The sequence below is a fragment of the Spiribacter halobius genome (assembly GCF_020883455.1).
Taxonomy (GTDB): Bacteria; Pseudomonadota; Gammaproteobacteria; order Nitrococcales; family Nitrococcaceae; genus Sediminicurvatus; species Sediminicurvatus halobius.
In genome coordinates, this window is sequence record NZ_CP086615.1 from 986,982 (window position 1) to 1,013,934 (window position 26,953).

Annotated in this window: 28 protein-coding genes; 16 read left to right on the top strand and 12 right to left on the bottom strand. The window is 69.3% G+C overall.

Annotated features, from left to right (window positions below):
• Window positions 1–13: 13 nt before the first annotated feature.
• The 8 genes from LMH63_RS04550 to LMH63_RS04585 are packed head-to-tail and all read right to left on the bottom strand — an operon-like array spanning window position 14 to window position 5,489.
• On the bottom strand, window positions 14–1,477 hold the full coding sequence (locus LMH63_RS04550) for a proton-conducting transporter transmembrane domain-containing protein (RefSeq protein ID WP_109675862.1): 1,464 nt from the start codon (window positions 1,475–1,477) through the stop codon (window positions 14–16).
• On the bottom strand, window positions 1,474–2,964 hold the full coding sequence (locus LMH63_RS04555) for a monovalent cation/H+ antiporter subunit D family protein (protein WP_109675860.1): 1,491 nt from the start codon (window positions 2,962–2,964) through the stop codon (window positions 1,474–1,476). The genes LMH63_RS04550 and LMH63_RS04555 overlap by 4 nt, the downstream gene beginning before the upstream one ends.
• Window positions 2,961–3,329: a cation:proton antiporter subunit C gene (locus LMH63_RS04560; RefSeq protein WP_109675858.1), complete on the bottom strand. Its 369-nt coding sequence runs from the start codon at window positions 3,327–3,329 to the stop codon at window positions 2,961–2,963. The genes LMH63_RS04555 and LMH63_RS04560 overlap by 4 nt, the downstream gene beginning before the upstream one ends.
• The gene (locus tag LMH63_RS04565; RefSeq protein ID WP_109675856.1) at window positions 3,326–3,790 is read right to left on the bottom strand and encodes a Na(+)/H(+) antiporter subunit B; all 465 of its coding nucleotides are present in this window, start codon (window positions 3,788–3,790) and stop codon (window positions 3,326–3,328) included. The genes LMH63_RS04560 and LMH63_RS04565 overlap by 4 nt, the downstream gene beginning before the upstream one ends.
• Window positions 3,787–4,332 carry a DUF4040 domain-containing protein gene (locus LMH63_RS04570; protein WP_229332726.1) on the bottom strand — a complete coding sequence of 182 codons (546 nt, stop codon included), beginning with the start codon at window positions 4,330–4,332 and terminating at the stop codon, window positions 3,787–3,789. Before LMH63_RS04570 ends, LMH63_RS04565 begins: the two co-directional genes overlap by 4 nt.
• Before the next feature lie 29 nt (window positions 4,333–4,361).
• The gene (mnhG, locus tag LMH63_RS04575; protein WP_109675852.1) at window positions 4,362–4,706 is read right to left on the bottom strand and encodes a monovalent cation/H(+) antiporter subunit G; all 345 of its coding nucleotides are present in this window, start codon (window positions 4,704–4,706) and stop codon (window positions 4,362–4,364) included.
• Window positions 4,699–4,995, bottom strand: a complete 297-nt coding sequence (locus LMH63_RS04580; RefSeq protein ID WP_109675846.1) for an MrpF/PhaF family protein — start codon at window positions 4,993–4,995, stop codon at window positions 4,699–4,701. Before LMH63_RS04580 ends, mnhG begins: the two co-directional genes overlap by 8 nt.
• Window positions 4,992–5,489, bottom strand: coding sequence for a Na+/H+ antiporter subunit E (locus tag LMH63_RS04585; protein ID WP_109675844.1), 498 nt, complete (start codon window positions 5,487–5,489; stop codon window positions 4,992–4,994). Before LMH63_RS04585 ends, LMH63_RS04580 begins: the two co-directional genes overlap by 4 nt.
• Before the next feature lie 193 nt (window positions 5,490–5,682).
• On the opposite strand from LMH63_RS04585, the gene LMH63_RS04590 reads away from it, so the two are divergent.
• From LMH63_RS04590 to arsB, 12 genes are all read left to right on the top strand, one after another.
• Window positions 5,683–7,905 (top strand): DUF1631 domain-containing protein, encoded by a 2,223-nt coding sequence (locus LMH63_RS04590; RefSeq protein ID WP_109675842.1) that lies wholly within the window; start codon window positions 5,683–5,685, stop codon window positions 7,903–7,905.
• A 201-nt stretch (window positions 7,906–8,106) separates the two neighbouring features.
• Complete coding sequence (locus LMH63_RS04595) at window positions 8,107–8,961, top strand: lysophospholipid acyltransferase family protein (RefSeq protein WP_158280277.1); 855 nt, start codon at window positions 8,107–8,109, stop codon at window positions 8,959–8,961.
• The gene (gene phoB / locus LMH63_RS04600) at window positions 8,930–9,619 is read left to right on the top strand and encodes a phosphate regulon transcriptional regulator PhoB (protein WP_109675838.1); all 690 of its coding nucleotides are present in this window, start codon (window positions 8,930–8,932) and stop codon (window positions 9,617–9,619) included. The genes LMH63_RS04595 and phoB overlap by 32 nt, the downstream gene beginning before the upstream one ends.
• Before the next feature lie 86 nt (window positions 9,620–9,705).
• Complete coding sequence (gene phoR, locus LMH63_RS04605) at window positions 9,706–11,040, top strand: phosphate regulon sensor histidine kinase PhoR (protein ID WP_109675837.1); 1,335 nt, start codon at window positions 9,706–9,708, stop codon at window positions 11,038–11,040.
• Between the two features lie 139 nt (window positions 11,041–11,179).
• Window positions 11,180–12,193: a PstS family phosphate ABC transporter substrate-binding protein gene (locus LMH63_RS04610; RefSeq protein ID WP_109675836.1), complete on the top strand. Its 1,014-nt coding sequence runs from the start codon at window positions 11,180–11,182 to the stop codon at window positions 12,191–12,193.
• Window positions 12,194–12,335: 142 nt separating this feature from the next.
• Window positions 12,336–13,583: a phosphate ABC transporter permease subunit PstC gene (gene pstC, locus LMH63_RS04615; protein ID WP_109675834.1), complete on the top strand. Its 1,248-nt coding sequence runs from the start codon at window positions 12,336–12,338 to the stop codon at window positions 13,581–13,583.
• 9 nt (window positions 13,584–13,592) lie between these two features.
• Window positions 13,593–14,765 carry a phosphate ABC transporter permease PstA gene (gene pstA / locus LMH63_RS04620; RefSeq protein ID WP_109675832.1) on the top strand — a complete coding sequence of 391 codons (1,173 nt, stop codon included), beginning with the start codon at window positions 13,593–13,595 and terminating at the stop codon, window positions 14,763–14,765.
• Between the two features lie 54 nt (window positions 14,766–14,819).
• Window positions 14,820–15,632: a phosphate ABC transporter ATP-binding protein PstB gene (gene pstB, locus LMH63_RS04625; RefSeq protein ID WP_109676140.1), complete on the top strand. Its 813-nt coding sequence runs from the start codon at window positions 14,820–14,822 to the stop codon at window positions 15,630–15,632.
• A 20-nt stretch (window positions 15,633–15,652) separates the two neighbouring features.
• Window positions 15,653–16,375 (top strand): phosphate signaling complex protein PhoU, encoded by a 723-nt coding sequence (phoU, locus tag LMH63_RS04630; RefSeq protein ID WP_109675826.1) that lies wholly within the window; start codon window positions 15,653–15,655, stop codon window positions 16,373–16,375.
• Window positions 16,376–16,471: 96 nt separating this feature from the next.
• Window positions 16,472–16,825 (top strand): metalloregulator ArsR/SmtB family transcription factor, encoded by a 354-nt coding sequence (locus LMH63_RS04635; protein ID WP_109675825.1) that lies wholly within the window; start codon window positions 16,472–16,474, stop codon window positions 16,823–16,825.
• A gap of 136 nt (window positions 16,826–16,961) precedes the next feature.
• Window positions 16,962–17,411 (top strand): arsenate reductase ArsC, encoded by a 450-nt coding sequence (locus tag LMH63_RS04640; RefSeq protein WP_109675824.1) that lies wholly within the window; start codon window positions 16,962–16,964, stop codon window positions 17,409–17,411.
• The gene (gene arsB, locus LMH63_RS04645; protein WP_109675823.1) at window positions 17,408–18,538 is read left to right on the top strand and encodes an ACR3 family arsenite efflux transporter; all 1,131 of its coding nucleotides are present in this window, start codon (window positions 17,408–17,410) and stop codon (window positions 18,536–18,538) included. The genes LMH63_RS04640 and arsB overlap by 4 nt, the downstream gene beginning before the upstream one ends.
• A gap of 19 nt (window positions 18,539–18,557) precedes the next feature.
• Here arsB and LMH63_RS04650 read toward each other — a convergent pair whose 3' ends face one another.
• Complete coding sequence (locus LMH63_RS04650) at window positions 18,558–19,352, bottom strand: HAD-IIA family hydrolase (RefSeq protein WP_158280276.1); 795 nt, start codon at window positions 19,350–19,352, stop codon at window positions 18,558–18,560.
• A 230-nt stretch (window positions 19,353–19,582) separates the two neighbouring features.
• Here LMH63_RS04650 and phnD point away from each other — a divergent pair, with 230 nt between their 5' ends.
• The 4 genes from phnD (at window position 19,583) to phnE (LMH63_RS04670) (ending at window position 23,088) form a co-directional block, all read left to right on the top strand.
• Window positions 19,583–20,590, top strand: a complete 1,008-nt coding sequence (phnD, locus tag LMH63_RS04655) for a phosphate/phosphite/phosphonate ABC transporter substrate-binding protein (protein ID WP_109675821.1) — start codon at window positions 19,583–19,585, stop codon at window positions 20,588–20,590.
• A 76-nt stretch (window positions 20,591–20,666) separates the two neighbouring features.
• Entirely contained in the window at window positions 20,667–21,473 is an 807-nt protein-coding gene (gene phnC / locus LMH63_RS04660; RefSeq protein WP_109675820.1) for a phosphonate ABC transporter ATP-binding protein, read from the top strand.
• Complete coding sequence (gene phnE / locus LMH63_RS04665; protein WP_109675818.1) at window positions 21,470–22,273, top strand: phosphonate ABC transporter, permease protein PhnE; 804 nt, start codon at window positions 21,470–21,472, stop codon at window positions 22,271–22,273. Before phnC ends, phnE (LMH63_RS04665) begins: the two co-directional genes overlap by 4 nt.
• Window positions 22,270–23,088, top strand: coding sequence for a phosphonate ABC transporter, permease protein PhnE (gene phnE, locus LMH63_RS04670; RefSeq protein WP_109675815.1), 819 nt, complete (start codon window positions 22,270–22,272; stop codon window positions 23,086–23,088). Before phnE (LMH63_RS04665) ends, phnE (LMH63_RS04670) begins: the two co-directional genes overlap by 4 nt.
• 134 nt (window positions 23,089–23,222) lie before the next feature.
• Here the strand turns inward: phnE (LMH63_RS04670) and LMH63_RS04675 are convergent, their stop codons facing one another.
• From LMH63_RS04675 to LMH63_RS04685, 3 genes are read right to left on the bottom strand one after another with little or no spacing between them, the layout of a single operon-like run.
• Window positions 23,223–24,602 carry a sigma-54-dependent transcriptional regulator gene (locus LMH63_RS04675; RefSeq protein ID WP_229332727.1) on the bottom strand — a complete coding sequence of 460 codons (1,380 nt, stop codon included), beginning with the start codon at window positions 24,600–24,602 and terminating at the stop codon, window positions 23,223–23,225.
• Window positions 24,541–25,983, bottom strand: a complete 1,443-nt coding sequence (locus LMH63_RS04680) for a sensor histidine kinase (protein WP_109675813.1) — start codon at window positions 25,981–25,983, stop codon at window positions 24,541–24,543. Before LMH63_RS04680 ends, LMH63_RS04675 begins: the two co-directional genes overlap by 62 nt.
• Window positions 25,980–26,867, bottom strand: a complete 888-nt coding sequence (locus LMH63_RS04685; RefSeq protein WP_109675811.1) for a substrate-binding domain-containing protein — start codon at window positions 26,865–26,867, stop codon at window positions 25,980–25,982. Before LMH63_RS04685 ends, LMH63_RS04680 begins: the two co-directional genes overlap by 4 nt.
• Window positions 26,868–26,953: the final 86 nt, after the last annotated feature.

Below are 26,953 nucleotides of genomic sequence, written 5' to 3' on the forward strand. Positions count from 1 at the left end.
TCCAGCCGCCGGGTCAGTTGATGCCGAGGGACAGCAGCGCGAAGGCCTCGCCGGCGAGGAAGAACAGCACCACCGTCCCGATGGCCGTCAGGCAGAGCGGTACCACGCACAGCATGGGTGCCTCGCGGATGCCGGCGGGCTCACCCTCCGGCAGCGGCTTCAGGAAGGCCCGCATCACCGGCGGCAGCAGATAGCCGATGTTCAGCAGCGTGCTCAGCACGAACGCCGCCACCACCAGGAACTGCCCGGTGTCGTAGGCGCCCATGATCAGGTGCAGCTTGCTCCAGACCCCGCCCGTCGGCGGCAGCCCGATGACGCACAGCGCCCCGATGAAGAACGCCAGCATGGTGAACGGCATGCGCCGGCCGATGCCGTCCAGCTCGCTGACGTTGGACTTGTGCGCGGCGACGTAGATGGCCCCGGCGCAGAAGAACAGCGTGATCTTGCCGAAGCCGTGCATGAGCATGTGCATGCCGCCGCCGATGGCCGACCACTGGCTCGCCACCAGCGCGCCGACCACGATGTACGAGAGCTGGCTCACCGTGGAATAGGCCAGCCGTGCCTTGAGGTTGTCCTGATGCAGCGCCACCAGGGAGGCGGCGAGCATCGTGAACACCGCTACGTAGAGCATCAGCGGGTGAGTGGCCAGGGTGCGCAGGTAGTCCAGCCCGAAGACGTACAGCGCGATGGTGAGCGCGACGAACACGCCCGCCTTCACCACGGCCACGGCATGCAGCAGGGCGGAGACCGGGGTCGGCGCCACCATGGCCGAGGGCAGCCAGCGGTGGAACGGCATCAGCGCCGCCTTGCCGGTGCCGAAGAGGAACAGCACCAGCAGTGCCGCGCCGGCGCCGGGGCCGACGTTGCCGGCGAGGATGCCGCCCTCGCTGAGGGTCAGCGTGCCGGTGGCCTGCCACGTCCACAGGATCGCGGGCAGCATCAGGCAGACGCTGGTGACCAGCAGCAGCGCGATGTAGACGCGCGCGCCCTGGCGGGCCTTGTCGGTGCCGGTGTGGGCCACCAGCGGGTAGGTGGAGATGGAGAGGATCTCGTAGAAGACGTACAGCGTCAGCAGGTCGTCGGCGAAGGCGATGCCCGCCGCCGCGCCGAGGGCGATGCTGTAGCAGGCCATGAAGCGGCCGAGATTGCCGTAGCCGCCGGCCTTCATGTAGCCGAGGGCATAGGGCGTGGCGACCAGCCACAGGGTCGAGGCGAGCAGCGCGAAGACCATGCCCAGCGGGCCGACGCTGAAGCCGAGCCCGAGCCCCGGCAGGATCTCCAGTAGCGTCTGCCTGGCGCCCGCGCCCTCCAGCACCGGCCCGAGCTGGCCGACCACGCCGAGGAAGAACGGCACCGGCGTGATCCAGCAGAAGAGGTCGCGCAGGCGCTCGTTGCCGGCGGCGAGCGCAATCGCCAGCGCCCCGATGAAGGGGATCAGCACCACGGTGAACGGGGAGAGCTGCGGCAGGATGCTCATTGCAGCCCCCCGCTGACAGTCCCGCCCATGAGTGCCTCGGCGGCCGCGGTGGCCGTGCCGAGGGTGAGGCGGGTGTCGATGCCGAAATAGAAGTTCGCCGCGACCATGACCCAGACCGGGATGAGCAGCTGCAGCGGCGCCTCACGCACTGCCGCCGCGCCCTCCGGCCGCGGCTGGAACCAGACCGTCTCCACCACCCGGGCGATGTAGATCACTGCCATCATGGAGGTGATGACGATCAGCGCCACCAGCCAGCCCTGGCCCGCCTCCAGCGCGGCGCTGATCAGCGTCCATTTGCTGATGAACCCGGCGGTGGGCGGGATGCCGATGAGGCTCAGCCCCGCCAGGGCGAAGGCGGCGAAGGTCCAGGGCATCTCGCGGCCGAGGCCGCGCAGGTTCGCCAGCTGCACGCCGCCGGTGCGGTAGATCACCGCTCCCAGCGCCATGAACAGGGCGGCCTTCATGAGGGCGTGATTGAACAGATGCAGCAGGCTCGCCGTCAGGCCGAGCACGGAAACCAGGCTGACGCCGAGCACCATGTAGCCGACCTGGGCCACCGACGAATAGGCCAGCATGCGCTTCAGGTTCTGCTCGAACATCGCCACCCAGGAACCGGCGAACATGCCGGCGAGCGCCAGCAGCAGGAACACCGTCGCCAGCGGCAGGGCGACGAAGCTGTAATCCGGCGCGAACACCGTGAAGATGAAGCGCAGCATCACGTACAGCGCCACCTTGGTGGCCGTGGCGGCGAGGAAGGCGGTGACGAAGGTCGGCGCGTAGGTGTAGGCGTTGGGCAGCCACAGGTGCAGCGGGAACATGGCGAGCTTTAGCGCCATGCCCACCACGATGAAGGCCAGCGCCACCCGCACCGTGCGGGTATCCGCCACCGCCGGCAGGCGCTCGGCGAGGTCTGCCATGTTCAGGGTGCCGGTCATGATGTAGAGGAAGCCGACCCCGATCAGGAAGAACGTCGCCCCCACCGTGCCCATCACGAGATAGCGGAAGGCGGCCAGCAGGGCGCGCCGGTCCCGGCCGTGGGCGATGAGGCCGTAGGTGGCAAGCGAGGAGATCTCGAGGAAGACGAAGACATTGAAGGCGTCGCCGGTGAGGGTGATGCCGAGCAGGCCTGCCAGCACCAGCAGGAACAGCGCGTAGAAGGTGCCCTGGCGCTCGGGTACCTCCTGGTCCACGGTCAGCCGCCCCCAGGGCAGGATGAGCGTGGCCATGGCGGTGAGCAGCAGCGCTACCAGCGCGTTGGCCGCGTCCACGCGGTACTCGATACCGATGGGCGGATCCCAGTTGCCGAAGGCGTAGGAGAGCGTGCCCTCGAGGGCCGCGGGCAGTGTCAGCGCGGCGATGACCAGCGAGGCGAGGGCGCTCACCTGGCAGAGCAGCCAGGGCAGCCGCCGCCCCGGCAGCAGGGCGCAGACGGGTGCGGCGATCAGCGGCACCAGCACGCTGAACGGCATGATGTCGGCGATGTTCATTCCCCGCGCGCGTCCTCTTCTTCTTCGCTGCTGAGCTCGTCGTCCTCGATGGTGCCGTAGGCCTCCTGAATGCGTACGGCCAGCGCCAGCCCTACGGCCGTGGTCGCCACCCCCACCACGATGGCGGTGAGGATGAGGACGTGGGGCAGGGGGTTGGAGTAGAGCTCGACGCCGTCACGCAGCACCGGCGTCGAGCCGCCGATGATCTTGCCGGCGGAGATGAACATGATGAAGACCGAGGTCTGGAAGATGCCGAGACCGATGATCTTCTTGACCATGTTCCCGCGCACGATCACGCAGTAGTAGCCGATCATCATCAGCACCACCACCGCCCAGTAGTTGAAGAAGCTGAGGAAGGTGGTCATTCCTCCTCCCCCGGCCACTCGACATCGAGCCCGGCCTCTTCCACCTGGGAGCGGCGGCGCGAGAAGTACAGGAAGATCAGCATCACCACCGAGGCGACCGTCACGCCGACGCCGAACTCGACGAGGATGATGCCGGCCTGCTGCCCGGCATGCTTGCCCGGCAGCAGCGGGTAGAAGTCGAGATACCGGCCGCCGAGCAGCACGCCCAGCAGGCCGATGAAGCAGTAGAGCAGCACCCCCAGGCAGGCCAGGGTATAGATGAGCCGCTCCGGGATGATGCGCAGGCCGGTCTCCAGCCCGTAGACCAGCACGAACAGGATCCAGGCGGCGCCGAACATCACCCCGGCCTGGAAACCGCCCCCCGGCGAGTACTCGCCATGAAACTGGACGTAGAGCGCGAACAGCATGATCAGCGGGATGGTGAAGCGCGCGACGACGACGAGGATGGCGTTGTCTCTCATCCGGACTCCTCCTCGCCGTCGCTGGCGCCCCGCTCGCCCGTCCGGTTGCGCCGCTGGCGGCGCACCGGCGGCGCGGCAAGCAGCGCGAAGACGATGATGCCCGCCGTCAGGATGACGATGGCCTCGCCCATGGTGTCGATGGAGCGGTAGCTTGCGAGGACCGCGGCCACCAGGTTCGGCACGCCCATGTCGGAATAGGTCTGCTCGATGTAGTAGGGGGCGACATGCTGATGGACCGGGTTGTCCGGGTCACCGAAGGCCGGCAGGTCCAGCGAGGCGTACACCAGACCGGCACCGGTCACGAGCACGATGGCGAGCGCCGGCAGATCATGCCCCCGGCGATGGCGCTCGCGGCGGTGGGTGAGGGCGAGCACCGCGAGCACGAGGATGGTGCTGATGCCGGCGCCCACCGCCGCCTCGGTGAGGGCGACGTCGCCGGCGTCGAGCACGGCGAACAGCCCGGCCGAGAGCAGTGAATAGATGGCAAACAGCATCGCTGCCGCGAACAGATCCCGCTGGCGCACCACTGCGACCGCGACCACGATCAGGAAGAGCAGCAGGACGATGTCGATCAGCTGTTCGATGACGCCTCCTCCCCTTTCCGGGTGGCCTTGTCCGTCTGCGGCTGGATGCCCTCTGCCAGCGCGGCGCGGGCGAGGGCATGCGAGGCCGTCGGCGTGGTGAACAGCAGGAACAGCAGGATCAGCAGCAGCTTCAGGGAGAGCAGGCTGAACCCGGACTGCAGCACCAGGCCGGCGACGATCAGCAGCGGCGCCAGGGTGTCCGTTACACCGCCCGCGTGCAGACGGGTGTAGAAATCCGGGAAGCGCAGCAGGCCGAGCCCGCCGATGACGGCGAACACGCCGCCGGTCAGCAGCAGCACCGCCGAGAGGATGTTGACCAGCAGCTCAACCATGGGACCGGTCCCTTGGCGGCTGGGCGGCCGCGAGGTCGCGCTGGCGCACCAGCTTGAGCACGGTGACGATGGCGATGAAATTGATCAGCGCGTAGACCAGCGCCACGTCGATGAGGTCGGCATGACCGGTGATGTAGACGATGAGCGCCACCAGCAGCACCGTCTTGGTGCCGAAGACGTTCACCGCGACGATGCGGTCATACACCGTGGGCCCGCGCAGGGCCCGCACCAGCGCCAGGGCCATGGTGGCGAAGATCGCCAGGGTGGCGAGCAGCAGGACCACGCTCATGCGTTGCGCTCTCCCCACTGTGGCGGATGCCCCTCGAGCCAGGCGATGCGCTCGGCCATGGCGCCGCCGCGCAGATCCTCAGCGGCCTCCTCCAGGAGCGCGTGGACGATCATCTCGTCCCGGGAGAGCGCCAGCGTGACCGTGCCCGGGGTCAGGGTGACGGAATTGCCGTAGGTCACCTTCGCCACCGGCGTGTGCAGCGGCACCGGCACCCGCACCACCTGCGGTCGGATGCGCTCCGGGTTCAGCACGCTGCGCGCCACGGCGATGTTGGCCAGCACGATCTGCCACACCAGCCACGCCCAGTAGCCCGGCAGCCGCCAGGAGAACAGCCCCGGGTCGTGCTCGGCGCCGAGCACCTCCATGCGCTCTGCCAGCCAGACCACCAGCGCCACGGACGCCGCCCCGAGCAACAGGATCAAGGGCTTGTAGACCCCGGAGATCCCGAGCCAGAGCAGAGCAAGCAGCAGCGACAGCGTGATGAGGTAACGCATAAGCGGCGGAGACTACCAATCCCCCTGCCCGGCGGCCAGAATTGACGACCGGCAGAGTCTGCCACGGTAACCGGCGCGTCTCCAGATTCCGGTCACCGAACGGTCATGGGTCGCTGTGATTGGGATCACAGTCGTCAGCCCTGGGGTGGTCTACAACTACACAGACTGAGAACTCCCGCACGGAGTAGCGAGCATGGCACCGTCGGACAACGTCGTTTACCTGGGCGCCGGGCGCAGTCCCCGGGCCGCACTGGAAACGCTCGATGCCCTGCGCGGACTGGCCTCCCGGGAGCTGGAGGGCCTTCTGGGGCGGCTGTTCGAGGAGGTGGACGACGCCTTCTTCGACCGTGCCGAGCGTGCCGGCAGCGATTCGGAGCAGCAGCGCTACTTCGTGGCCATGCGCCAGGTGCGCCTCGGCCGCCCGCAGATCCAGACGCGATTCCAGGAAGCACTGGACGAGCGCTTCGCGGCGCTGACGCGTGCGCAGGCCGGAGCGGGCCCGGACCCGCAGGACAACGTCATCGAGCTGGAGCTGATGGACGATACCCGGGTGGAGGAGGGCGTCGCCCGGGACAACGCCAGCAGTCGCGCCCGCGCCCGGGCCAGCCTGCCCCTGGCCCAGCTCTGCCAGCGACTGGACCACCTGGTCGCCGAGCGCACCGTGGACGAGGAATCCAATCCGCTGGACCCCCGCCAGCTGGCGGAGGCGTTTGGCGAGGGTGTCTCCGCGCTGGATATCGACATCCAGCCGAAACTCATCCTCTACAAGCTGTTCGAGAAGCAGCTGCTGCAGCACCTGCCCCGGCTCTGCGAACAGGCCAACCGCCAGCTGGCGGAGGCCGGCGTGCTGCCGGACCTGCGCACCGGGGGCCAGGTCTCCCGCCCCGCTTCCGGCAGCCGTCGTGGCGGCACCGGCGTGACGGCCCCCGCCACTGGTGACGCTGCCGGCCACGGCGCCGGCAGCTGGGCCGGCGACGCCACCGGCACGGCGCTCCCGGACGAGGATCGCGAACTCCTGGGCGTGCTGCGGGAGCTGCTCGCCGAGGGCAAGCCGCGGGAGCCGGGAGCCCAGGGCGGCGCGCAGCCGCAGGCGGCCGTGGCCGAGGTCAGCCAGGCGCTCGGCCAGGTTCAGGGCCAGCTCGGCGGCGCCCCGCGCGCCCTCGATGCCGGCGAGATCCGGGCCGCGCTCGGGCAGGTGCTGAGCGCCGGGCAGGGCATCAATCGCGCGGCGGACGACACCATCGACATCGTCAGCCTGCTGTTCGACGTCATCCTGGACGATCATCGGCTGAGTCCTTCGGTGAAGGCGCTTATCGCGCGGCTGCAGATCCCCGTGCTGCGGGTGGCGCTGCAGGATCGCAGCCTGTTTGCCAGCCGCCAGCACCCGGCGCGCCAGCTCATCAACGAGCTCGCCCACGCTGCCGCCGGCTGGACCGAGCCGGAGGACCCCGAGCGCGACGGGTTCTACACGCGCATGGCCGCCGTGGTGGAACAGGTTGTCGATCACCGGGAGCAGGGTCCGGAGGTGTTCGCCGAGGCCCTGGCCGGCTTCCGCGATTACCTCGAGCAGGAGCGCGAGCGCGCACGGCTGATCGAGGAGCGCACCCGGCAGGCCGCAGAGGGTCAGGCCAAGGTCGAGGATGCCCGGGAACGGGTGCAGGCGGCGATCGACCAGCGCCTCTCCGCCGATGCGCCGGACGTGGTGCGCCGGTTGCTGCAGGAGGCCTGGTACAAGGTGCTTTTCATCACCGCGGTGAAGGAGGGCACCGAGGGGGAGCTCTGGGCCGAGCGGGTCGCGGTGATGGACCGCCTGGTGTGGAGTGTCGAGCCGAAGACGGACCCCGCGGCGCGCAAGCGCATGCTCACGGAGATGCCGGGCCTGCTGCACGACCTGCGCGAGGGGCTGAACGCGGTCATGTTCAATCCGCACGAGATGGCGCGGCTGTTCCGTGAGCTGGAAGCCGAGCATCTCGACCGCCTGGCGAGCCCCCCGGCGCCCGCGACGCCGACGCCTGCGCCGGAGCGCGTGGCGGAGCCCGCCGCAGGCTATGGCGACCGCACCGAGCCGCCGGCCGTTACCAGTGACAAGGCGGATGGCGCCGGCGAGCCGATGGACCCGGATCTTGCGGCCGCACTGGAGCGCCTGCGTGGCGTGGATCTCGGCACCTGGTTCGAGCTGCGCGACGGCGAGGGGCGCGAGCTGCGGGCGAAGCTCTCGGCACGGCTGAACCGCGGCAGGCGTTTCATCTTCGTCAACCGTGCCGGCTTCAAGCTCGCCGACCGCGAGGCCGAGCCGCTCGCCGAGGACTATGTCGGCGGCCGCGTGATCATCCTCGACGACGACACCCTCTTCGACCGCGCCCTCGAGAGCGTGGTGACCTCCCTCCGCGAGATGCGCGCCGGCCAGGAGCGGTAGCCCCGCGCACCCCTTGCGGTTAATCAGCCGCTGTTTTTCAACACAACGACACCACGGACACAACGTTACACAACGCCGGAAAGTTTGATTCCCGACGTGGTGTCTCGTTGTGTCCGTGGTGTCGTTGTGTTTAAAGGCGGCGTTAATAAAGGCCATGGCGCTTGAAGCGCAGGCCGGCGTGTGCCGGTAGGGAGGATTTCGGTGCTGCGTGCTCTGCGGGTCGTGACCTTGGTGCTGCTGGTGGTCTTCGGGGGCCTGGGGATCCTGCTGGGGGTCGGGGTCGACCGCTTGCGCGGGCGGGATCCGCTGGCCGGGGCCGGGCGGTGGGCACAGGCGTTGTGGTGCCGGACGTGCTGCCGGGTCCTTGGCGTGCGGCTGCGCACCACCGGTGAGGGGATCGCCCCCGGCCCCGTGCTGCTGCTCGCCAACCACATCTCCTGGCTCGACATCATCTGCCTGGCCGCAATGGCCCCGGTGACGTTCCTCAGCAAGTCCGAGGTGCGGGGCTGGCCGATCGTGGGCCGCGTGGCGAGCGCGCTCGGCACGGTGTACATCGATCGCGGCCGTGACCGTGCGGCCGAACGCGCCCGGGCGGCCATCGCCGAGAGCCTCGCCGCCGGCCGGCGATTGGTGCTCTTCGCCGAGGGCACCACCGGGCCTGGTGATACCGTACGACCTTTCCGACCGCGACTGGTGCAGGCGGCGCTGGACGCCGGCACGCTGGTGCAGCCGGTGACGATCTGTTACCGCAATGCCGCGGGCGGCGCCTGCCGCAGCGTGGCCTTTCTCGACGACCAGGGGCTGCTGGCGAGCGTCTGGGGCGTGGCCGGGGAGGCCGGGCTGGAGGCCGTGGTGATGCCGCACGCGCCGCTGACGCCGGAGGCCGGGCGCACGGCGGTCACCCGGGAGAGCCACCGTCGGGTCAGCGAGGGGCTGAATGCCCTGCTGGACGGCGCCGCACTGTCACAGTCGCGTCATATGTCATTTCCTATAATGCGCCCGGAATCGACAGCAGGGGACCGTAATGGCTGCGAGCATTCTGATCGTCGAGGATGAGGCGGCGATCCGCGAGATGATCGCCATGGGGCTGATGCGCTCGGGCTTCGATGTCCGCCATGCCGAGTCCGCCGAGGACGCCGACGCCGCCATTCGGCTGAACCGCCCCGATCTGATGCTGCTGGACTGGATGCTGCCGGGGCAGAGCGGGCTTGACCTGGCCCGGCGCCTGAAGCGCGAGCCGGCCACCAAGGACATGCCCATCATCATGCTCACCGCCAAGGGCGAGGAGGAGGACAAGGTCCGCGGCCTCGATACCGGCGCCGATGATTACATTACCAAGCCCTTCTCCCCGCGCGAGATGATCGCCCGCATCAAGGCCGTGCTGCGGCGGGTGCAGCCCACCAGCGCCGACGAGCCGGTGGAGGTGGACGGCCTGCGGCTTGACCCGGTGAGCCATCGCGTCAGTGCCGGCGACCGGGGCGTCGATCTCGGGCCGACCGAGTTCCGGCTGCTGCACTTCTTCATGACCCATCCCGAGCGGGTGTTCACCCGCACGCAGCTGCTGGACAACGTCTGGGGCACCAACGTCTACGTCGAGGAGCGCACCGTGGACGTCCACGTGCGCCGCCTGCGCAAGGGGCTGACGCCCACCGGCCACCACGAGCTGGTGCAGACCGTGCGCGGTACCGGCTACCGCTTCTCCGCGCGGCGCTGAGCGGCCCTCGGGCCGCGTCCGCCGGCCGTGAATCGGTGCGATATGCGGGCTAGAATCAGCGCCGCCGGCGAACGCGGAAGGGCGTGATGCTCACCACCAGCCCCTGGCCAAGCTATCTGCTGCGCGTCGCTCTGGGCGCAAGCGCGCTGCTGCTGATCGGCCTGATCAGCGGCCGGCCTCTGCTGGTGTGGCTGGTCGCGGCACTGGGGGTGCTGGCCTACCACGGCCGTCAGATCGTGCGTCTCGAGCGCTGGCTGCGGCATGGGCGGCGGCTGCGTCCGCCCGAGGCGGGCGGCCTCTGGGGCGCCATCTACGACAGCCTGTACCGGCTGCAGCGCCGTCACCGCCGGCGCCGCTTCCGGCTCGCCCAGCTGCTTCGCCGCTTTCGCGAGAGCGCCAACGCCATGCCCGACGGCACCGTGGTACTGCGCGATACCGGCGAGATGCAGTGGTGGAACGGCGTGGCGAGCCGTTACCTCGGCCTGCAGTGGCCGCGGGACCAGGGGCAGCGCATCGCCAATCTGCTGCGGCATCCGGATTTCGCCGAGTTCCTTCAGCGGGGTGACTGGCATCAGGCGGTGAAGGTGCCCTCGCCGGCAGACTCGCGCCGCGTGCTGGAGATTCGCATCGTGCCCTACGGCGAGCATCAGCAGCTGCTGCTGGCGCGCGAGGTCACGCGGCTCCACCGGCTCGAAACCATGCGCCGCGATTTCGTCGGCAACATCACCCATGAGCTGCGCACCCCGCTGACGGTGCTGCGGGGCATGTCCGAGCAGCTCGGTGACCTCGAGGAGCCCACGGCGGAAGAGCTGCGCCGGCCACTGCAGCTCATGGACCAGCAGATCGAGCGCATGGGGCGGCTCGTGGACGACCTGCTGCTGCTCTCCCGACTGGAGACGGCTGCGCCCGATGCCGACCAGGAGCCGGTGGACGTACCCGCCGTGCTGCGCGGACTGCTGGACGAGGCCCGGACCTTGAGCGAGCGCCAGCACCGCTTCTCGCTGGAGGTGGACGAGTCGCTGCTGGTGGAGGGCGACGAGAACGAGCTGCGCAGCGCGTTCTCGAATCTGCTCACCAATGCCATCAAGTACACCGACCCGGGCGGGCGGGTCGATGTGCGCTGGTTCGTCGCCAGCGGTGCCGCCTGCCTGACCGTCGCCGACACCGGCCGCGGCATACCGGCGCACCATCTGCCACGGCTCACCGAGCGCTTCTATCGCGTGGACGGCGGTCGCGCCAGCAGCAATGGCGGCACCGGCCTCGGCCTCGCCATCGTCAAGCATGTCCTCTCCCGGCACGACGCCCATCTGGAGGTCACCAGCGAGGTCGGCGTCGGCAGCACCTTCTCCTGCGTGTTCTCGCGCTACCTGCGCCGCGCCGACGGGCACGCCTCCCGGGAAGTGGCCCGCCGCCCGTCGTGAACCGAACCCTGGGCGATGGACGGGTCATGGAGCTGTCACATTCGTCCTTTAGCCTTCGCGGCGAACGTGGCCCGAAAGGGGGGCCGGGTTCGTAAACCGAGAACGAACTGACGCAATCGACCAACTCAGGAGTTGCCTCATGCAGACCTGGAAGACTTCGGCCATCGCGGTTGCTGCGATCGTCGGCATGACTTCGGTGGCCAGCGCCCAGGAGCGCGAGCAGATCCGAATCGTCGGCTCCAGCACCGTGTACCCGTTCGCGAGCTACGTCGTCGAAGAATTCGGCGCTACCACCGAGTTCCCCACCCCGGTGATCGAGTCCACCGGTTCCGGCGGCGGCCTGCGCCTGTTCTGCGAGGGTGTGGGCGTGAGCACGCCGGACATCAGCAACGCCTCGCGGCGCATGAAGCCGAGCGAGTTCGATCGCTGCCAGGAGAACGGTGTCGAAGAGATCACCGAGGCCAAGATCGGCTCCGACGGCATCGTCATGGCCCAGAGCGTGGACAACGAGCCGGTGGCGCTGACCCGCGAGCAGATCCTCCTCGCGGTGGCTGCGCAGGTGCCGCAGGACGGCGAGCTCGTCGACAACCCCTACGACAACTGGAACCAGATCGACTCCAGCCTGCCGGACCGCGAGATCGAGATCCTGGGTCCGCCGACCACCTCCGGCACGCGGGACGCCTTCGAGGAGCTGGTGATGGAGGCCGCCAGCGAGTCGGCCGGCTACCCTGAGGCGTACAGCGACGTGCGCGCCGACGGCGCCTACGTGGATTCTGGCGAGAACGACAACCTCATCGTGCAGCGCATCCGCGAGAACACCGACGCCTTCGGCATCTTCGGCTACAGCTTCCTCGAGGAAAACAGCGACACCATCGAGGCGGCCACCATCGACGGCGTCGAGCCCACGCCGGAGTCCATCTCGGAGGGCGAGTATCCGGTGGCCCGGAGCCTGTGGTTCTACATCAAGAAGGCCCACGAGGGCGTGGTCCCGGGCATCGACGAGTACGTCAGCCTGTTCATGGACGACCTGATGATCGGCTCCGACGGCCTGCTGCGGGACATCGGCCTGATCGTGCTGCCCGAGGGCGAGCGCAGCGAGTGGCAGGAGCGCGTGGCGAACCGCGTCAACCTGCAGCGTAGCGACCTCGAGTAGGCACAGGTAGGATGCCGGCCACCCGAACGGGTGCGCCGGCGGTCACGGAGGAGACCCGACCGGCGCGCCGCCGGTCGGGTCGACTGTTTCCTGGGCGCGGCTGGCAGCCGCGCAGGCGTGAACACGATCCCGGAGGCGCATCTTGGGCGTAGGCGAGACAATCCTGTTGCTGCTGGGCGGGCTGATCCCGCTCGGCTACGCCGCCTATTACCTGGGCCGGCGCAAGGCGCTGGTGGCGACGGCGGAAGGCATCCGCATGCATTCGCGGCCGCAGCAGTACGGCTGGTACTCGGTGGTGTCCATGGCCCTGCCGGCCATGGGGGTGGCCATCGCCGCCTCGCTGCTGAACCTGCTGGGCGTGGTCACGCCGCCGCGGGAGATTGTGCTGCTGATGGCGCTGGTGACGGCCGCCGTCGGCCTGGCCGTGGGCCTGCGGGTGATCCGTCCGAGCCTGCGGGCGCGCAATATCCTCGACAACCTCATCCGCTGGCTGCTGCTGGGCGCCGCGCTGATCTCCATCATCACCACCATCGCCATCGTGCTCTCGGTGATCTTCGAGGCGATGCGCTTCTTCCGCGAGGTCAGCGTCTGGGAGTTCGTCACCGGCACGGTGTGGTCGCCGGGGGATTCCTTCCTCGAGGCGGCCGGGCGCGGTGACGAGGTTACCGAGGGCAGCAGCTCCTTCGGTTCGGTGCCGCTGTTCGCCGGCACGTTCATGGTCACCGCCATCGCCATGGCGGTGGCTCTGCCCATCGGGCTGCTGTCGGCGATCTTCATGTCGGAGTACGCGAGCCCGCGTATCCGCGGCACCGCCAAGCCGCTGCTGGAGATCCTCGCCGGCATCCCCACCGTGGTCTATGGCTTCTTCGCCGCCATCACGGTGACGCCGGTGGTGGTGGACATCGCCAGCTTCTTCGGGCTCGACGCCTCCTACAGCAACATTCTCTCGCCGGGCATCGTCATGGGGATCATGATCATCCCCTTCATCTCCTCGCTCTCGGACGATGTCATCAACAGCATCCCGCAGAGCCTGCGCGAGGGGGCCTATGCCCTCGGCACCACGCGCTCGGAGACGATCCGCCAGGTGGTCCTGCCGGCGGCCCTGCCGGGCGTGATCTCGGCCTTCCTGCTCGGCGTCTCGCGGGCGCTGGGGGAGACCATGATCGTGGTCATGGCCGCCGGCGTGCGGCCGAACCTTACCTGGAACCCGCTCGAGGACATGACCACGGTCACCGTGAACATCGTGTACTCCCTGACCGGGGACCAGGCCTTCGACAGCCCGCAGACGCTGTCCGCCTTTGCCCTCGGGCTGGTGCTGTTCCTCGTCACCCTGGCGCTGAACCTGGTGTCCACGATACTGGTTCGGCGCTTCAAGCAGCGATACGACTGAGCGACTGTTATGGCCACCCGACGACTTACCGGTTCGGTCAACGATGCCCGCCTGCAGCGGCGCTACCGCGCGGAGCAGCGATTCCGGATCTACTGCGCCTCGGCGGTGCTGCTGGCGCTCGCCATCATCCTGACCTTCTTCAGCAACATCATCAGTCAGGGCTACACGGCGTTCTGGCATCACGAGGTGCAGGTGACGCTGGACTACAACGAGCGCGCCGCCCGCATCGGCACCTTCGCCCTGGACGAGGATCTGCGCGACATCGCCTCCCGCGGCGCGACGCGGGCGATCCCGCTACAGATGCGCAACAACCCCGAGCTGGCCGGTACCACCGAGACCACCTGGGTGCCCGTGCGCGGCGAGATCGATCAGTACCTGAAGGGCGGCCGGGACCTCGAGCCCGAGCTGCGGCGGCAGGTGGACGCGCTGATGGAGCAGGGGGTGATCCAGAGCGGCTTCAACACGCGCTTCTTTACCGCCGGCGACTCCAAGCTGCCGGAGCTGGCGGGCATCCTGTCCGCCGCCATCGGCTCGCTCTATGTGCTGTTCGTCACGCTGCTGTTCGCCTTCCCGGTGGGGGTGATGTCGGCGATCTACCTGGAGGAGTTCGCCCCGGACAACCGCTTCACCCAGGCCATCGAGGTCAACATCAACAACCTCGCGGCGGTGCCGTCGATCATCTTCGGCCTGCTCGGCCTGGCGGTGTTCATCAACTTCTTCGGCGTGCCGCGGTCCTCGGCCATGGCCGGCGGCCTGACTCTGGGCCTGATGACGCTGCCCATCATTATCATCAGCACGCGTGCGGCGCTGCGGGCGGTGCCGGATCCGATCCGCCTGGGCGCCTTCGCCATGGGCTGCTCGCGCTGGCAGGTGGTGCGTGACCATGTGCTGCCGGTGTCGCTGCCGGGCATCCTTACCGGCACCATCATCGGGCTGGCCCAGGCCATGGGCGAGACGGCGCCGCTGATCATCGTGGGCATGATCGCCTACATCCCCGAGGCCCCGACGGGTCTGTTCGAGTCGGCCACGGTGCTGCCCGCGCAGATATTCACCTGGGCCGGCGAGCCGGAGAAGGCCTACGTGGAGAAGACCGCGGCCGGCATCATCGTGCTGCTGGCCATCCTGCTCAGCCTGAACGCTGCCGCGGTGCTGCTGCGGCGGAAGTTCGAACGTCGCTGGTAGCGACAGTCGAGGTGCCCCATGTACTCTGATGCCACCACTGCCACGTCGCCCAAGATGACGGTCAAGACTGATACCGAAGCCGCCGGCCGCCGCCGAGCCTCAGGTACACGCGACATCAAGGTCCGGGCCGAGAAGCTGAATCTCTGGTACGGCGATACCCAGGCCCTGTTCGACGTGGACCTGGACGTCTATGCGCGCGAGGTCACCGCGCTCATCGGCCCCTCCGGCTGTGGCAAGTCGTCGTTCCTGCGCTGCCTCAACCGCATGAACGACCTCATCCCCAGCGTGCGCGTAGAGGGCCGGGTGACGCTGGATGACGAGGACATCTACGACCCGAGCGTGGACGTGGTCCAGCTGCGCAGCCATGTGGGCATGGTGTTCCAGAAGCCGAACCCGTTCCCGAAGAGCATCTACGAGAACATCGCCTATGCGCCACGCCTGCACGGCATCGTCAACGGCCGGGCGGCGCTGGACGAGCTGGTGGAGAGCTCGCTGAAGCGTGCCGGGCTCTGGCGCGAGGTGGCGGACCGGCTGGACACGCCGGGTACCGAGCTCTCGGGCGGCCAGCAGCAGCGCCTGTGCATCGCCCGCGCAATCGCGGTGAATCCGGAGGTGATCCTCATGGACGAGCCGGCCTCGGCGCTGGATCCTCTGGCCACGGCCACCATCGAGGAGCTCATCGACGAGCTCAAGGACAACTACACCATCGTCATCGTTACCCACAATCTGCAGCAGGCGGCGCGAGTGGCGGGCTACACGGCCTTCTTCCACATGGGCCGGATCATCGAGTTCAACGACACCGACACGCTGTTCACCAATCCGCGCGAGCAGCGCACCGAGGACTACATCACCGGCCGCTACGGCTGAGCCGGCAGGGAGTGGCGGTCATGGACAAGAAGGGTTTCTCCCAGCACATCTCCCAGCAGTACAACGAAGAGCTGGAGCAGATCATCAACCGCGTCATGACCATGGGCGGCCTCGTGGAGCAGCAGCTCGAGACGGCCCTGGTGGCGCTGGTCGAGGGCGACTCCGAGAGCGGTGAGCGCGTGGTCACCTCGGACTACCGCGTCAACGCCATGGAGGTGGAGCTCGACGAGGCCTGTACGCACGTGCTCGCCCGCCGGCAGCCGGCGGCCAGCGACCTGCGCCTGGTGCTCGCGGTGATCAAGACCATCACCGACCTCGAGCGAATCGGCGACGAGGCCGAGCGGGTAGGGCGCATGGCCCTGCATCTGCTGGAGGAGGACCGGCGCCGCAGCCCCATGGGCGAGATCCAGTCCCTCGGCGAGCAGATCAAGAAGATGCTGCACGGCGCCCTGGACGCCTTCGCCCGAATGGACGCCGAGCAGGCGGTGAAGGTCGCCCAGGAGGACATCAAGGCCGATGCCCAGTACGACGCCATCGTCCGGCATCTGGTGAAGTACCTGGAGGACCATCCGAAATCGGTGCCCCCGGTGCTGGATATCATGTGGGCGGCACGCTCGCTGGAGCGCATCGGCGACCGCTCCCGCAACATCTGCGAGTACGTGGTCTACTTCGTCCGCGGCAAGGACGTGCGGCACACGAGCTTCGAGCAGATGGCGGCGGAGGCGACGGGCGACCGGCGCTGAGACCGGACAATACTTCCGAAACGATCAGTGATGCGGGGCGGGGCTGCAATCACGGCGTCATCGTGATCCAATATATTCGTTGATACGGATATATGAATGGATGGATCGATGGTGCCGGAACAGCTCTTCCATGCCCTGTCCGACGGTACGCGGCTGCGTGCACTGGCGCTGCTGCATGCGGAGGGCGAGCTCTGCGTCTGCGAGCTCACCCATGCGCTGGAGCTCGCGCAGCCGAAGGTCTCGCGGCATCTCGCCCTGCTGCGGGATACCGGCGTGGTAAGCGACCGCCGCTCGGCGCGCTGGGTCTACTACCGCCTGGCCCCGGAGCTGCCCGCCTGGGCCCGCGCCGCCATCGGCGCCGCCGCCCAGGGCACCGCCGCGCAGCTGCTGGAGGACCGGGAGCGGCTGGCGACCATGCCCGGACGGCCTGAGGTGGGCCGCTGCGCCTGAGCAGGCACCTGCCCGGTGCTCGCCGCACCAATCCGAGCGCGTAGGAGCGGCGCCCTCGCCGCGAGCAGTGCTGAACCGCAAGGAATTGCGCGCCGAGGGCGCCGCTCCTACGGGCTGATATGACTATGGAGGCAGCATGACCCGTCAACGCCCCCGCGTCCTGTTTCTCTGCACGGGCAACGCCTGCCGCTCGCAGATGGCGGAGGGCTTCGCGCGGGCCCATCTGGGTGACGCCTTCGAGGTGCATTCCGCCGGCACCAGCCCCCACGGCGTCGACCCGCGGGCGGCCACGGTGATGGCCGAGCGCGGCATCGACCTCTCCGCGCACCGCTCGAAACACGTGGACGACCTGCACGGCCTGGATTTCGACTGGGTGGTGACCGTCTGCGACCGCGCCGCAGAGGCCTGTCCGGTGTTCCCCGGGGCCGCCCGCCGCCTGCACCGAAGCTTCGAGGACCCGCCGCGGCTGGCCCGCGAGGCGGCTACCGAGGCCGAGGCCCTCGCGCCCTACCGCCGGGTGCGTGACGAGATCGAGGCGTTCGTGCGCACCCTCCCGGAAACCCTGGCACAGGAGCACACCGCATGAGCGAAGCCGTGGGCAAGCGCATGGGTCTGCTGGACCGCTATCTGACCCTGTGGATCCTGCTGGCGATGCTGGCGGGCGTGGCACTGGGGCGGCTGGTACCGTCGATTGCCGATCTGATCAACCGCATGGAGGTGGGCACCACCAACCTCCCCATCGCCATCGGCCTCATCCTGATGATGTACCCGCCGCTGGCGAAGGTGCGCTACGAGCTGCTGCCGGCGGTATTCCGCGACCTCCGCATACTCGGCATCTCGCTGTTCCAGAACTGGCTAGTGGGTCCGGTGCTGATGTTCGCCCTGGCCCTGCTGTTCCTGCACGACTACCCCGAGTACATGACGGGGCTGATTCTGGTGGGGCTCGCCCGCTGCATCGCCATGGTGCTGGTTTGGAACGACCTCGCGGACGGCAGCAGCGAGTACGGGGCCGCGCTGGTGGCGCTGAACAGCCTCTTTCAGGTGTTTCTCTACGGGGCCTACGCCTGGGTGTTTATCACCGTGCTGCCCACCTGGTTCGGCATGGCCGGCTCGGTCGTGGACATCTCCATCGGCGAGGTCTTCCAGAGCGTGATGATCTACCTCGGCATCCCCTTCGCCGCGGGGATCGCGAGCCGGGTCGTCCTCACCCGCACCCACGGCGAGCGCTGGTACGACGAGGTCTTCATTCCGCGCGTCTCGCCGATCACGCTGGTGGCGTTGCTGTTCACGATCATCGTGATGTTCAGCCTCAAGGGCGAGGCCATCGTCGAGATTCCGCTCGACGTCGCCCGCATCGCGGTACCGCTGGCGGCCTACTTCGCCCTGATGTTTCTGGTGAGCTTCTGGCTCGCCTGGAAGGCCGGCGCCGACTACCCCCGCAGCGCCACGCTCGCCTTCACCGCCTCCGGCAACAACTTCGAGCTGGCCATCGCCGTCGCCATCGCGGTGTTCGGCATCAACTCCGGTGTGGCGTTCGCGGCCGTCATCGGCCCGCTGGTGGAGGTGCCGGTGCTGATCGGCCTGGTGCACGTCGCGCTGTACTTCCGGCGCCGGTTCTATGCCGGGCGGGAGGAGGCCGGCGCTGAACCGGCGGGCGCCGGACGCACGAACGCCGAGCCGGCGCGTGCCGGCGGCGGTGACGCCCCGCGCTGAGGCGGCGTCCCGGTGCCGGTTACGCCGTGCCGGTGCCGCCAAGGGCTGCGGTGAGGCGCTCGGTGACCGCGCGGATATCGGGAAGCCGAAGCGCCGGGGCCACCGGCGTGACGCGGGGTATCGGGCTGCCGGTCTCCACCAGTACGGAAGGGACGCCGGCCGCCCGGGCGCCGACGATGTCCGTATCCACGGTATCGCCAACCATCACCGCCTGCCCCGGGGCGATGCCCAGCTGCTCCAGGGCGTAGCGGAAGATCCAGGGATTCGGCTTGCCGATGGTGGGGATGAGCCGGCCGGTGGCGTACTCCAGGAAGGCGATAATGGCGCCGCACTCCGGCTCGTAGCCGCCGGCCACCGGGATCAGGCGGTCGGCGTTGGTGGCCACCGCCTGCGTGCCGGGCCGCAGCAGGTGGTTCACCGCTCCGCAGAGGTCGCGGTAAGCGAGATCAGCGTCTATACCGATGATCAGCATGTCCGCGTCCGCGCGCTCCTCGAGCCCGCGGGCGAGCAGACACTCGCGGAGGGGAGCGCTGCCAAGCATGGCGAACCGCCCATGACTGTGACGGACCAGCCACTCCGCCGTCGCGCTGCCGGCGGTGACGATGCGTGCCGCGGGCAGCTCGATGCCCATGCCGGCGAGCTTGCGCTCGTAGGCCTCGGGGGTCGCCCGGGCGTTATTGGTAAGCGCGCAGCAGGGCAGGCCGTGTTCGGCCAGTACCCGGAAGAACTCCCGTGCCCCGGGCAGCACCGCGCCGCTGCGGTAGATCACCCCGTCCAGGTCGAGCAGCACGCCCCGGACCCTGCTCCATTCCATCACCACCTCGCCTCCCGCGCCTGCAAGCCGCCGAGCATAGAGCCGGCGTGGCCGCCGCGAAAGCGGGCCGTGCGGCATCGCCGGCCTGTCATCGGATCGCAATCAAACCTTCAGCCCACTGTCACGGGAGTGGCTGCGGCGGCCTTCTACACTACGGCGCGTGGCGCCCGCAGCCGCGGCGCCGCTATCCGCAACCGGCCTGTCCAACGTCAGCAACGGAGACCGACATCATGTTCTCGATGCGAGCCGAGGGGAGCCTCCCCGCCAGCCTGTTCGGCGCCGCCATTGCCGGTGCGCTGCTGTTTGGCGCCTCGCAGGCGCCCGCGCAGATGACCGAATGCGTGCACCGCGGTGACCTGGCCGAGCGCTACTGCGACGACGACCTCGACCTGGTGGCGGATCTGCCGCTGGACGAATCCGAGTGGGAGGATCCGGACACGCTGTTCTTCTCCTACGTGCCGGTGGAGGACCCCGCCATCTACGCCGACGTCTTCGAGCCGTTCATTGCCCATCTCGAGGAGGTGACCGGCAAGGACGTGCGCTACTTCTCCGCCCAGTCCTATGCGGCACAGATCGAGGCCCTGCGCAGCGGCCGGCTGCACGTGGCGGGCCTGTCCACCGGTTCCGTGCCCTTCGGCGTGAACATCGGCGGCTTCGTGCCGTTTACCATCATGGGTACGGACGAGGGTCAGTACGGCTACCGCATGCAGGTGATCACCCACCGCGACAGCGGCATCGAGTCGCTGGACGACCTGCGTGGCGAGACGGTCGCGCACACTGAGCAGGCCTCGAACTCCGGCAACCAGGCGCCGCGGGCGTTGCTCGCCGAGCAGGGCGTGGTGCCGGGCGAGGACTACGAAGTGGTCTACTCCGGCGGCCACGATCGCAGCATCCTGGGCGTGGCGAACCAGGACTACGTGGCGGCGCCGGTGGCCTCCTCGGTGCTCGACCGCATGGCCGACCGGGGCGTGGTGGACCGCGAGGACCTGCGGGTGATCTTCGAGACCGCCTCCTTCCCCACGACCGGCTTCGGGCACGCGCACAACCTGCACCCCAGGGTGGCGCAGCTCGTGAAAAAGGCCTTCTTCACCTTCGACTTCGAGGGGACCAGCGTCGGCGAGGAGTTCACGGACGCCGATCAGTTCATCCCCATCACCTATCGTCAGCACTGGGTGGATATCCGCACCATCCAGCGCGCCAACGACGTCGAGTACACCCAGGACGCCCTGTCCGAGTAAGGGGCCATGCGAACGGGGCCGGCGGCGGCTGAAGCCACCGCCGGTTCCCGTCGTTGCCGCCCCCGGGAGCCGGCTGATGCTTGAGATCAATGACCTGGTCAAGACCTACCCGGATGGCCAGCAGGCGCTGCGCGGCTGCAGCCTCACGGTGCCGGCCGCCGAAGTGGTGGCGATCATCGGCCCCTCGGGCGCCGGCAAGAGCACGTTCATTCGCTGCATCAACCGTCTGGTCACCCCGACCGGCGGCAGCATCCGCCTCGATGGCGAGGAGCTCACCACGCACCGCGAGCGCCGCCTGCGCGAGACACGGCGCCAGATCGGCATGATTTTCCAGGAGTTCAACCTCATCGAGCGCCTGACGGTCATGGAGAACGTCCTCGCCGGGCGGCTTGGCTCCGTGGGGTTCCTGCAGGCGTTCCTGCGCCGGTTCCCGGCGCAGGATGTGGAGCGTGCCTTCGAGCTGCTGGAGCGGGTCGGCCTCGGCGGCTACGAGAACAGCCGGGCGGACGCGCTCTCCGGCGGCCAGCGCCAGCGCGTGGGCATTGCCCGCGCGCTTATGCAGGAGCCCCGCCTGCTGCTGGTGGACGAGCCCACGTCGTCGCTGGACCCGAAGGTGGCACGCTCGATCATGGCGCTGATCTGCGAGCTTGCCGGCGAGCGGCGGATCCCGGCGCTCATCAACATTCACGACGTCGGGCTCGCCCTGGGTTTCGCGCAGCGCGTCGTCGGGCTGAATGCGGGCAGCGTGGTCTTCGACGGACCGCCGTCCGCGGTGGACGAGGCCGTGCTCACCCGCATCTATGGTGCCGACGACTGGCGTGACGCCTTCCGCCAGGAGGGCGAGGAGGATCGTCACCTGGGCTCGCGGGAGGCGGTCTCGTGAGCGTGACCGCCGCCGCCCCGCGGCGCTGGCGCCGGCCGCCGCTGATCGCCAGTCCGCTGCTGCGCTGGCTCGCGCTGGCGGGCACCGTCGCCTATCTCGTGTTCGCACTCCTGGACATGGAGTTCGACTACGCGCGCTTCGTGAGCGGCATCCCGCGCGGCGTGGACATGCTCGCGTCCATGGTCCCGCCGGACTTCAGCCGCTGGCGCCTGCTGCTGGACGGTCTCCTGGAGAGCCTGCAGATGGCTTTCTTTGCGACCGCCATCGGCGTCGTGCTCAGCATCCCGATCGCGGTGGGCGCCGCCACCAACGTCGCTCCGCGCTGGCTGTACGCGGTCTGCCGGGCCTACATCGGGCTCTCGCGGACCTTCCCGGAGGTGCTGATCGCCATCTTCTTCGTCAAGGCCTTCGGCTTCGGCGCGTTTGCCGGGGTGCTGACACTGGTGATCGCCTCCACCGGCTTCGTCGGCAAGCTCCTCGCCGAGGAGATCGAGGCCATCGACCCCGGCCAGGTGGAGGCCATGCGGGCCACCGGCGCCGGCCCCCTCGGCGTGCTCCTGTTCGGCGTCGCGCCACAGGTGATGCCGCGCTACATCGGGCTCGTCATCTACCGCCTCGACATCAACCTGCGGGAGTCCACGATTCTCGGCATCGTGGGTGCGGGTGGCGTCGGGGCCGTCCTCTACAACTCCTTCGCCCGCTACGAGTACGACTTCTCGCTCGCCATCCTGCTCGCGATCATCGCGGTGGTCCTGGTGGCCGAGTGGTTCAGTGGCTTCGTGCGGGCCCGGATCAAATGAGCAGCGCAGCAGAGATCCGCCAGCGTGCCGGCGCCAAGGCCTGGCAGCGGCACACACCGCGCGAGCGGCTGGCCCGTTTCGCCGCCTATCTGGCGGCGGTGGCGGTCATCGTCTGGTCGGCGACCACGCTGGATATCCACTGGCCGTTCGTGCTCGACGCCCCGGCCCAGGTGGCGGACCTCGCCGACCGCATGGTGCCGCCGGACTGGCCGTACTTCCTGCAGATCATCGCCCCGATGGTGGAGACCATCAACATCGCCACCCTGGGCACCATCCTGGGGGCGGCGCTGTCGGTGCCGGTGGCCCTGCTCGCGGCGCAGAACACGACGGTCAACCAGGCGACGCTGTGGCTCGCGCGGGTCATCGTCGTTGGCTCACGCTCGGTGAACGAGCTGGTCTGGGCGCTGCTCTTCGGCGTGGTCTTCGGGCCCGGGCCGACCGCCGGCATGGTGGCCATCGCCGTCTCGTCCGTCGGGTTCACCAGCAAGCTCATCGCCGAGGGCATCGAGGAAATCGACGAGGGGCAGGTGGACGCCATCCGCGCCACCGGTGCCGGGCGTGGCCAGGTGCTGATCTACGGCGTGCTGCCACAGGTCATGCCCACCATCATCGGCGTGCTCACCTTCCGCTGGGATATCAACATCCGCCAGTCCTCGATCATCGGCCTGGTGGGCGCCGGCGGTATCGGCATTACCCTCAATAACCAGATGAACAGCTTCGCCTGGGACAACGTGACGGTGATCCTGATCGCCATCTTCGCCGTGGTGATGGCGAGCGAGTGGGTGTCTGCGAAGCTGCGCGCGCGGGCAACCTGAGGTCAGCCCTCGGGTCGGAGCGCAGCTGCGCTGCGCCAGGGTGCCTGCAACGGCGCTCTCCAGAGAGACGCGTGCAGCGCAGCCACGCCGCCACCGGGCGAGACGGGGTTTCTGTGCCACTTTGGCGCCGATCCTCAGCGCCCGCCCGCACGCGGCACCTGCAGGCCATGGCGCCGCATCTTCTGCCAGAGCCCCTTGCGCGAGAGCCCCAGGGCCTCGGCGGTGCGGGTGATGCGCCAGCCGTTGGCCGCCAGCGCGCGCTCGAGGTGGGCACGCTCGGACGCTCCCAGGCGTTCACTGAGCGAGGCCCCCGCCTGGCCGTCCGGCGGGCGCTCCAGGAACAGATCCTGCGGCGCCAGCACGGGGCCGGCCGCGAAGACGCAGGCGCGCTCGATCGCGTGCTGCAGCTCGCGCACCTGCCCGGGCCAGTCGTGGGCGAGCAGGGCCTCGCGGGCGGCGGGGGAGAGCTGCCGCGGCTCGGCCGGATAGCGCCGTCGGTGCTGATCGAGGAAGCCCTCGGCGAGCCAGAGTATGTCGTCGGGCCGCTCCGCAAGCGGGGGTACCCGGAGGCTCACCACGTGGATGCGGTAATAGAGGTCCTTGCGGAAGCGCCCGGCGGCAACATCCGCCTCCAGGTCCCGGTGGGTGGCAAAGACCAGGCGGGCCCGCACCGGGATCGGCTCGCTGCCGCCCACCGGCGTCACGGTGCGATCCTGAAGCACCCGCAACAGCTTGGCCTGCATGGCCTCGGGCATGTCGCCCACCTCGTCAAGCAGCAGCGTGCCGCCGGCAGCCTGCTCGAAGACACCGGGGCGACTGTGCTCGGCGCCGGTGAACGCGCCGCGGCGCTGGCCGAAGAGCTCGGTCTCGACCAGCCCCTCCGGCACCGCCGCGCAGTTGAGCGCCACCAGCCGCCCGGTGCCTCCCTGCAGCTCGTGCAGGCGCCGGGCGACGACTTCCTTGCCGACGCCGGTGGGGCCGAGGATCAGCACCGGCATGTCGCGGTAGCGGGCGATAGCCTGCAGCCGGGCCTCGAGTTCCCGCATGGCAGGCGATACGCCCATGGGGCTCGGGTCGCGCGCTGGGGCGCAGCCAGCGCAACGGCAGATCTCTCGCAGCCGGGCGACCAGGCGCTCCGGGTCCACCGGCTTGGTGAGGTAGTCCGCCGCGCCCAGCTTGAGCAGGGCGACGGCATCGTCGATGTCCGCGTACGCGGTGATGAAGATCGCCGGCGGCAGATTCTCGGGCGCGTCTGCCTGCAGCCGCTCGTAGAGATGCCGGCCGTGGCCGTCGCCGAGGCGGACATCGCTCAGCAGCAGATCGTGTCCGCCGGCGGCGATGCCGCAATAGCCCGCCGACGCCGTCCGGTACCAGTCGACGCGGAAGCCCTCGAGCTGCAGATGCTCGGCCAGCGACTCGCCGAGGATCGGGTCGTCCTCGACCAGCGCCACCCTAGGCGGCGGCGCGGCGCCGGCGCCCGGGGATGCGGACGTGGAAGGTCGTACCATGGTCATCGCTGGTCACCTCGATGCTGCCCTCGAGCTCGCGCACCAGGCGCTCGATCACCCACAGGCCGAAGCCACCCCGGACCGGACGCTCGGACGGGGCGCGGAACAGGACCTCGGGCCGTGTGTCCGCAAGCGGCGGGCCGGGGTTGGAGACCTGCAGCTCGAGGTTGTGGTCTTTATCGCTGCGCACCCGGCAGCGGACGGTGCCGTGCGGCCCGGCGGCGTCGACGGCGTTGAGCAGGAGGTTGAGCAGGATCTGCCGCACCGGGGTCGCCTGGACCGGAACCGCGGACTTCAGCCCGTTGTGCCAGTCCAGCGCTGCGCGCCGCCGCTGGGCGCTGACCAGGGTGCGCACGTCCTCGATGTCCGCCGGCGTCAGCGGGTGGCCATCCACCCGCGCCTCCTCGAGCAGGGCGGCGACCGTGTCCTGGATCTGGCGCAGGCCGCGCTCGAGCAGATCGGCGCTGCGCAGAACGGCCGGATCGTCGCTGCGCCGGCGCAGGTTGCTGACCGCCAGCAGCAGCCCGCTCAGCGGATTGTTGATCTCGTGGGCGACACCACCGGCGAGCTGGCCCACGGCAGTCAGCCGCTCGCGCTCGATCAGCCGTGCCTCCAGCTCGTCCTTCTCCTGCAGCGCCTGGAGCATGTGCCCGAACTGGGTGGCGAGCTGGCCGATCTCGTCGTCGCGTACGCGCCCGGGCTGCCGGATCGCCTCCGGTCGCTCGCGGCCCACCCTGGACATGGCGTCCGCAAGCTCGCCGAGGGGGCGCGTCATGCGCTTGCCCCAGAGCCAGCCGAGGGGAGCGAGCAGGGCCATCAGGGCAAGTATCGAGACCGCCGCGGTGCCGGTGATCTCGCGAAAGCGGGGCCACATGAGCGTGTCGGGATACAGCATCAGCAGCCCGCCGACGCTTACCCCGTCCTGGCGGATGGGCGTGTATAGCGCGCGGTGGCCGGAGATGACATCGGGGGCATCGACGAAGCGTGCCGGCAGCTCCGGGCCAAGGCGATCGGCGAGGGCGGAGAATTCCTCGCCGGCCGCCGCCAGCGGGGTGGCCACGGGGAAGCGTTGCGGCTGGTTGGCCGCGAACACCTGCTGCTCGTCATCCAGCACGATCAGCAGCGTGCGCTCGTCGAACAGGCTGCCGTGGCTGCCCCGCAGCGCGGCGTAGGCGCGCCAGACATCGTCGTGCCGCAGCGCGGGGCTCACCGCCGTGGCCAGCGCGTCGCTCAGCTGCCGGCCGGTGGTGACGAGGTCACGCTCGACGTTGCGCCAGGTCTGTACGGCGATGGCGAGGCCGAGCACCAGCGCCGTGACCCCGGCTGCTGCCAGCAGGCTCAAGGGCAGCCGGATGCGATAGCTGCGCAGCCGCCGGCCGAGGCTCATGGCGGCACTGGTGTCCCGGCCATGAGGGCGATCTCCCGGAACAGCGCCGGCTCGCCCCGGGTGAAGGCGTCCAGATTGAGCCGCTGCAAGAGCTCCCGCCCCCGGGGGCGCTCGTCCATGGAAAGCAGTGCCGAGCGCAGGCGCTCGGCCAGCGCCGGGTCGAGATTCTCACGCACCACGACGGGCGGAAAGCCGAAGGCCGGCGAGCGTTCCACCACCCGCGTGCGCTCGGTGAGCTCCGGCTCGAAGCGCTGCAGCGTCTCCCAGACGTAGCCGTCGACGGCGCCGGCCTCGGCCAGGCCGCTCGCCACCGCTTCCACCACATTGCGGTGCCCCCAGGCGTGGAAGCTCTCGCGGAACAGGGCGTCCGGCTTGAGGCCGCGCTCCGCCATCGCCGTGCGCGGATAGAGCGAGCCGGAGTTCGAGTCCGGGTCCGAGTAGGCGAATACCTTGCCCCGGAGGTCCGTCCAGCCCTGCGTTTCCTCGTCCTCCGCCGGCACGATCAGGTAGGAACGGTAGCGGGGTTCGCCGTTGAACACTGGCACCGCCAGCAGCTTGAGCTGATCCTGCCGCCGCACGTAGGGCGCGCCGCAGATCCATGCGGCGTCGATCTCGCCGCGGGCGAGCAGGTCGCTGATCTCCCGGTAGCTGGTGCGCTGAACAAAGTGGACGGGATGGCCGGTCTCGCGCTGCAAGTCCGCCTGCCAATCGCGCAGCAGCGAAAGCTGGTCATCAAGGAATACCGGTGTGAGGCCGATGCGCAGCGGGGTTTCGGCCGCCGGCAGCGGCGCGATCACCGCGAGCCAGAGCAGCGCGGCGAACAGCGCCAGCAGCGCCGCGCGCAACCTGCGCCGGCACCGTCGCTCGGGTGGCAGGCTCACCATGGGTATCCCTCCTCCCGGGCGCTCGACGCTGCCCCAGCGTCGCCGCCCACTTTGCAGCTGTTTCAGTATAGGCCGCCACGGCTGGG

Excerpts from the sequence above, each read along its gene's own strand:
- LMH63_RS04550 (WP_109675862.1), bottom strand. The coding sequence starts at position 1,477 with ATGAGCATCCTGCCGCAGCTCTCCCCGTTCACCGTGGTGCTGATCCCC.
- LMH63_RS04555 (WP_109675860.1), bottom strand. The coding sequence starts at position 2,964 with ATGAACATCGCCGACATCATGCCGTTCAGCGTGCTGGTGCCGCTGATC.
- LMH63_RS04560 (WP_109675858.1), bottom strand. The coding sequence starts at position 3,329 with ATGACCACCTTCCTCAGCTTCTTCAACTACTGGGCGGTGGTGGTGCTG.
- LMH63_RS04565 (WP_109675856.1), bottom strand. The coding sequence starts at position 3,790 with ATGAGAGACAACGCCATCCTCGTCGTCGTCGCGCGCTTCACCATCCCG.
- mnhG (WP_109675852.1), bottom strand. The coding sequence starts at position 4,706 with ATGGTTGAGCTGCTGGTCAACATCCTCTCGGCGGTGCTGCTGCTGACC.
- LMH63_RS04580 (WP_109675846.1), bottom strand. The coding sequence starts at position 4,995 with ATGAGCGTGGTCCTGCTGCTCGCCACCCTGGCGATCTTCGCCACCATG.
- LMH63_RS04585 (WP_109675844.1), bottom strand. The coding sequence starts at position 5,489 with ATGCGTTACCTCATCACGCTGTCGCTGCTGCTTGCTCTGCTCTGGCTC.
- LMH63_RS04590 (WP_109675842.1), top strand. The coding sequence starts at position 5,683 with ATGGCACCGTCGGACAACGTCGTTTACCTGGGCGCCGGGCGCAGTCCC.
- phoB (WP_109675838.1), top strand. The coding sequence starts at position 8,930 with ATGGCTGCGAGCATTCTGATCGTCGAGGATGAGGCGGCGATCCGCGAG.
- phoR (WP_109675837.1), top strand. The coding sequence starts at position 9,706 with ATGCTCACCACCAGCCCCTGGCCAAGCTATCTGCTGCGCGTCGCTCTG.
- LMH63_RS04610 (WP_109675836.1), top strand. The coding sequence starts at position 11,180 with ATGCAGACCTGGAAGACTTCGGCCATCGCGGTTGCTGCGATCGTCGGC.
- pstA (WP_109675832.1), top strand. The coding sequence starts at position 13,593 with ATGGCCACCCGACGACTTACCGGTTCGGTCAACGATGCCCGCCTGCAG.
- pstB (WP_109676140.1), top strand. The coding sequence starts at position 14,820 with ATGACGGTCAAGACTGATACCGAAGCCGCCGGCCGCCGCCGAGCCTCA.
- phoU (WP_109675826.1), top strand. The coding sequence starts at position 15,653 with ATGGACAAGAAGGGTTTCTCCCAGCACATCTCCCAGCAGTACAACGAA.
- LMH63_RS04635 (WP_109675825.1), top strand. The coding sequence starts at position 16,472 with ATGGATGGATCGATGGTGCCGGAACAGCTCTTCCATGCCCTGTCCGAC.
- LMH63_RS04640 (WP_109675824.1), top strand. The coding sequence starts at position 16,962 with ATGACCCGTCAACGCCCCCGCGTCCTGTTTCTCTGCACGGGCAACGCC.
- arsB (WP_109675823.1), top strand. The coding sequence starts at position 17,408 with ATGAGCGAAGCCGTGGGCAAGCGCATGGGTCTGCTGGACCGCTATCTG.
- LMH63_RS04650 (WP_158280276.1), bottom strand. The coding sequence starts at position 19,352 with ATGGAATGGAGCAGGGTCCGGGGCGTGCTGCTCGACCTGGACGGGGTG.
- phnD (WP_109675821.1), top strand. The coding sequence starts at position 19,583 with ATGTTCTCGATGCGAGCCGAGGGGAGCCTCCCCGCCAGCCTGTTCGGC.
- phnC (WP_109675820.1), top strand. The coding sequence starts at position 20,667 with ATGCTTGAGATCAATGACCTGGTCAAGACCTACCCGGATGGCCAGCAG.
- phnE (WP_109675815.1), top strand. The coding sequence starts at position 22,270 with ATGAGCAGCGCAGCAGAGATCCGCCAGCGTGCCGGCGCCAAGGCCTGG.
- LMH63_RS04675 (WP_229332727.1), bottom strand. The coding sequence starts at position 24,602 with ATGACCATGGTACGACCTTCCACGTCCGCATCCCCGGGCGCCGGCGCC.
- LMH63_RS04680 (WP_109675813.1), bottom strand. The coding sequence starts at position 25,983 with ATGAGCCTCGGCCGGCGGCTGCGCAGCTATCGCATCCGGCTGCCCTTG.
- LMH63_RS04685 (WP_109675811.1), bottom strand. The coding sequence starts at position 26,867 with ATGGTGAGCCTGCCACCCGAGCGACGGTGCCGGCGCAGGTTGCGCGCG.